Source organism: Caulobacter sp. P1_B12_2 (assembly GCF_056406675.1).
The window spans coordinates 1-4,649 of the sequence record NZ_JBFTZS010000371.1; the positions used below are offsets into that span (position 1 = coordinate 1).

The 4,649-nt window shown below is 72.4% G+C and carries 4 protein-coding genes; 2 read left to right on the top strand and 2 right to left on the bottom strand.

Features of this window, described 5'->3' with window-relative positions; genetic code table 11:
* Positions 1-904: DUF1440 domain-containing protein (locus AC1DZ6_RS19330; protein WP_477098765.1), on the bottom strand; the 904-nt coding region annotated here is incomplete at its 3' end.
* A 79-nt stretch (positions 905-983) separates the two neighbouring features.
* Positions 984-1,556, bottom strand: coding sequence for a hypothetical protein (locus AC1DZ6_RS19335; protein ID WP_477098766.1), 573 nt, complete (start codon positions 1,554-1,556; stop codon positions 984-986).
* A 169-nt stretch (positions 1,557-1,725) separates the two neighbouring features.
* On the opposite strand from AC1DZ6_RS19335, the gene AC1DZ6_RS19340 reads away from it, so the two are divergent.
* Entirely contained in the window at positions 1,726-4,269 is a 2,544-nt protein-coding gene (locus AC1DZ6_RS19340; protein WP_477098767.1) for a helicase-related protein, read from the top strand.
* Positions 4,266-4,565, top strand: a complete 300-nt coding sequence (locus tag AC1DZ6_RS19345; protein ID WP_477098768.1) for an RNA-binding S4 domain-containing protein — start codon at positions 4,266-4,268, stop codon at positions 4,563-4,565. The genes AC1DZ6_RS19340 and AC1DZ6_RS19345 overlap by 4 nt, the downstream gene beginning before the upstream one ends.
* Positions 4,566-4,649 lie beyond the last annotated feature (84 nt).

Below are 4,649 nucleotides of genomic sequence, written 5' to 3' on the forward strand. Positions count from 1 at the left end.
GGCCGGCCAGGGCCGCCAGACCGGCGACCGGACGTCCCGCCCCGAGCGCCGCTCCGGCCAAAGCGCCGCTGGCGGCCCGCGCGGCGACGGCGGCCGGCTGGGTGCGCGACGGGGTGGCGGGCAGCTTGTCGATCACCAGCTCGCTCATCGCCATCGGGGTGGTGACCGCCACCGCCCAGGGCGAGGCCAGGAAGGCCAGTTTCGAGCCCTTCAGGTCGATCCAGCCCAGCCGCGCGGCCCAGGTCACGGCGGTGATCGGGGCGCTGGTCCGGGGACCGGCCGTGGCGCCCAGCAGGAAGGCCAGGCCGATGGTCCGCCAGTCGTCGGGCGCGCGGTCCAGCGCCACGTGACGGGCCGGGCTCTTGCGGAAGGGCAGGGTGGCGACCCCGTCGCGCACCAGCAGGAAGAACCGTCGGAACAGCTTGCGCGCGCCCTCGGTGACGACGCCGAACACCAGGTGCGAGGCGTAGGAATAGGGATGCGAGGTCAGCGGCGCCTTGGTCGGCCCGGCACCCAGACCCGTCGCCGGCACCACGGTCTCGTCCAGCACGGTCGCCGCCGTGATCCCGAACACCGCGCCGTGGCCGGCCGTGACCTTGGGCTGGCGCTCGGCCGCCAGGCCGTAGAGCCCGCCGACCAGTGACCCGATGATGTAGTGCACCGCCTCGCCCGCCGCCGGGCGGCGGCTCTTGGGGACGGCCTTGCCGGTGACCAGGCGGGAGACCCGATCGGCGGCCTTCTCGGTCGATGGCGTGCCGGTTCCGCCCAGGCCCGGCTTGATCGCCTCGCCCACCCAGGTCTGGAACCGGGTCATGGCCCAGGCGGCGACCAGGCCGGCGGCGAGGCCGGACGCCAGGCCGACCAGAGGAGCGGGCGCGTCGTCGGTCTGGGCGGATTGGGGCACGGCGTGATCCTTGGCTGCCCTCGCTGAACCTTCGGCCGCCGCCTCGGTTCCTCCCGCGCCGCTCGGGAAGCCGCGTCGGCTAGAGCGTCGCCAGATGGGCGTGCAGGATCGCGACGTCGTCGCGCAGGCCCTCGAGGGATTGCGCCTTGGCGACGACGGGATCCTCGACCTGGAGTTCGCCCTTCAGAAGCTCGTCGAGCTCGACATAGGCGCCGTAGACATATTCCAGACCCAGCTCCTGTTCGGCGAAGGTCTCGTCCGGGCGGTCGGTCCGGCGGCGCGGATGGGTCACCAGGCGATGCGGGGTCGCGTAGGTGAAGCGGTCCATCACCAGGTCCAGGGCCTCGACGAACCGCGCGTCGGGCTGAACCAGGGCGACCGCCAGGTGCAGACGGAGCGCGATCGGCAGGGCGTCCTCACGCGATAGCGGGGCGCCGGTCAGGGCGGTCAGGACCCGTTCGAAGCGCGGGCGCAGATCCTCGATCCGAGGATCGATCTCGCCGGCCAGGACCGCGATGTCCGGGGCCTCGGCGTCGAGGCCCTGCTCCAGCCACGCCAGGCAGACCTGCACCACGTCGCGCGCCGTCAGCAGGTCCAGTCGCCACAGGGCGGCCAGTTCGAAGGGCGAGGCGGCGGCGACGATGGCGGACATGCGTCATCGATGGCCGATCGCCGCCGCGACGTCACTTCCCAATTTCCGTCATCCTCGGAACAAGTCCGAGGATGACGGGCGTTAGGGTTGGTGGAGCGCGACCCTTGGCCCCACAGCCAACCGCACGCCCCCGCTTGCCTCGCCCCGATTCCCATCCCACCTTTGAATCATGAGTGACCGTTCGACCGGACTGGCCCCTTCCAAGCTGACGGCCGTGCTCGGCCCCACCAACACCGGCAAGACCCACCTGGCCGTCGAGCGGATGCTGGGCCACGCCTCGGGGATGATCGGCCTGCCGCTGCGCCTGCTGGCCCGCGAGATCTACGACCGCATCGTCAAGCTGCGCGGCAAAGCAGCCGTTGCGTTGATCACCGGCGAGGAGAAGATCGTGCCGCCGCGCGCGGCCTATTTCGTCTGCACGGTCGAGGCCATGCCGCTGACCCGCGAGGTCGAGTTCGTGGCCATCGACGAGATCCAGTTGTGCGCCGATCCAGAGCGCGGCCACATTTTCACCCACCGGCTGCTGCACGCCCGGGGCCGGTTCGAGACCATGCTGCTGGGCGCGGGCACCATGGCCCCGCTGATCCGCCGCCTGCTGCCCGACGCCGAGATCGTCACCCGCGAGCGCTTCTCCAACCTGACCTATGCCGGCTCCAAGAAGCTGACCCGCCTGCCGCGCCGCTCGGCGGTGGTCGCCTTCTCCACCGACGCCGTCTACGCGATCGCCGAGTTGATCCGCCGCCAGCGGGGCGGGGCGGCGGTGGTGATGGGCTCGCTCAGCCCTCGCACCCGCAACGCCCAGGTGGCGCTCTACCAGAGCGGCGAGGTCGACTTCCTGGTGGCCACCGACGCCATCGGCATGGGCCTGAACATGGACGTCGACCACGTGGCCTTCGCCGGTCTGCGCAAGTTCGACGGCAAGCGCACCCGCTGGCTGCACCCGCAGGAGGTGGCCCAGATCGCCGGCCGGGCCGGGCGCCACACCCGCGACGGCACGTTCGGCGTCACCGGCGACTGCGAGGAGATGGACGAGGACCTGGTCGAGAGCGTGGTCAACCACCAGTTCGAGCCGGTGATGGGCGCGGAATGGCGCAACGCCCGGCTGGACTTCGGCAGCCTGCCCGGCCTGCTGCGCTCGCTGGCCGAGCCGCCCAAGCGCGGAGGGCTGAGCCTGTCGGAAGAGGCGCTGGACGAGCGCACTCTGCGCAAGCTGGCCCAGCAGGACGACGTGGCCGCCCGCTGCAAGGCCGACCGCTCGGCCCTGATCCGGCTATGGGACGTCTGCCAGACGCCCGACTTCCGCAAGACCACCGACGACGACCACCAGCGCATGGTCCGCACCCTGTTCGACGACCTGACCACGGGCCGCAAGCGCTTGCCGGAAGACTGGATCGCCGGCCAGTTCAAGGCGCTGGACCGCACCGACGGCGAGATCGACAGCCTGGCCGCGCGGCTGTCGGGCGTGCGGACGCTCAGCTACATCGCCGCTCGCGGCGACTGGCTGCACAACCCGGTTCACTGGCAGGGGATGACGCGGCAGCTGGAGGATCGGCTGTCCGACACCTTGCACGAGAAGCTGATGGCCCGGTTCATCGATCGGCGCACCAGCGTGCTGATGCGCCAGCTGGGCGACCGCGAGACCATGCTGGCGGGCGTCGGCGCCGACGGGGCGGTGRCGGTCGAGGGCCACATCGTCGGCCGGCTGACCGGCGTCACCTTCGTCCAGGAAAAGGGCGGCAGCGCCCTGGAGGAAAAGGCGCTGCGCAACACCGCCCAGCGGGCCGTCACCCCCGAGATCGCGCGGCGGCTGGGCCAGATGGCGGCCGAGCCCGACAGCGCCTTCACCCTGACGCCCGACAGCGCGGTGCTGTGGAACGGCGAGGCGGCGGGGGCGGTGCGGTCGGGCGGCGACCTTCTGCATCCCCGCGCCCGGCTGCTGGGCGAGCTGGGCGATCCGTCGGCGCGGGAGCGGGCCGAGCGGCGCCTGGACGCCTTCCTGGCGAGCGAGATCGACCGCCAACTCCACGGCCTGCGCAAACTGGCCCGGGCCCTGGCCGGCGGCGAGCTGAAGGGCCTGCCGCGCGGTCTGGCGCACCGGCTGCTGGAGGCCGGCGGCGTGCTCGACAAGCGTGAGGTCGACACCGACCTGAAGTCCATGAGCCAGGCCGAGCGGCGGACGCTGAAGAGCCTGGGCGTGCGGATCGGGGCGTTCAGCCTCTATCTGCCGTCGGTGCTGCGGAACGACGTCCTGGCCACCGTTCRCGCCCTGACGCCGGGGACTTGGCGCGGCGAGAGCGAGCGCCTGGCCGCCGCGCCCAGCCCGACGCCGGACGCCCGCGCCCTGTCCGCCAACGGCCTGCGGCTGGTCGGGAAATACGTCGCGCCCGTCGAGATGCTGGAGCGCCTGGACGCCCTGCTGCGCGAGGGCCAGCGGCCCGGCGGGGTGGTGCTGACCGACACGGCGCGTGACGCCCTGGGCTGGACCCCGGCCGAGGCAGCCGCCGTGCTGCGCGCCCTGGACTACACGCCCGCCCTTCGTCCCAAGGAGGGCGACCCGATCTTGTGGAAACGGCGCGGCGCCCAGCGGCCAGAGCCCAAGGTCACGGCCCGCCCGGACTCGCCGTTCGCGGCCCTGGCCAAGCTGACCGAGCCGCCGCCGAGGCGGAAGAAGCCGCGCCGTCGGAAGGCGGCTGTCACGAAAGCCGCGTCGTGAGCGAGGCGGACGCCGGCTCCGATCCAGGCCATTGCCGCGCCGACGTCTGGCTGTGGCGCGCCCGGTTCTTCAAGACCCGCTCCCTGGCCGCCCGCTTCGTCGAGGAAGGCCGCATCCGTCTGACCCGCGCCGGCGCCGAAAGCCGCGTCGACAAGCCCTCGCGAGGCTTGCGAGTCGGCGACGGCCTGGTGTTCGCGATCGGCGGGCGGATCGTTTCGGTGCGGGTCGTGGGGTTCGGCGAACGGCGCGGGCCGGCGACCGAGGCGCGGGAGCTTTACGAGGCTGTGGAGGGGTAGGGCCGCCGATATCAATCAGCGATCTCCCATTCGGCCGTCATTCCCGCCCTTGTGGCGGGAACCTCTCTGTCCGCCGCAGGTGCG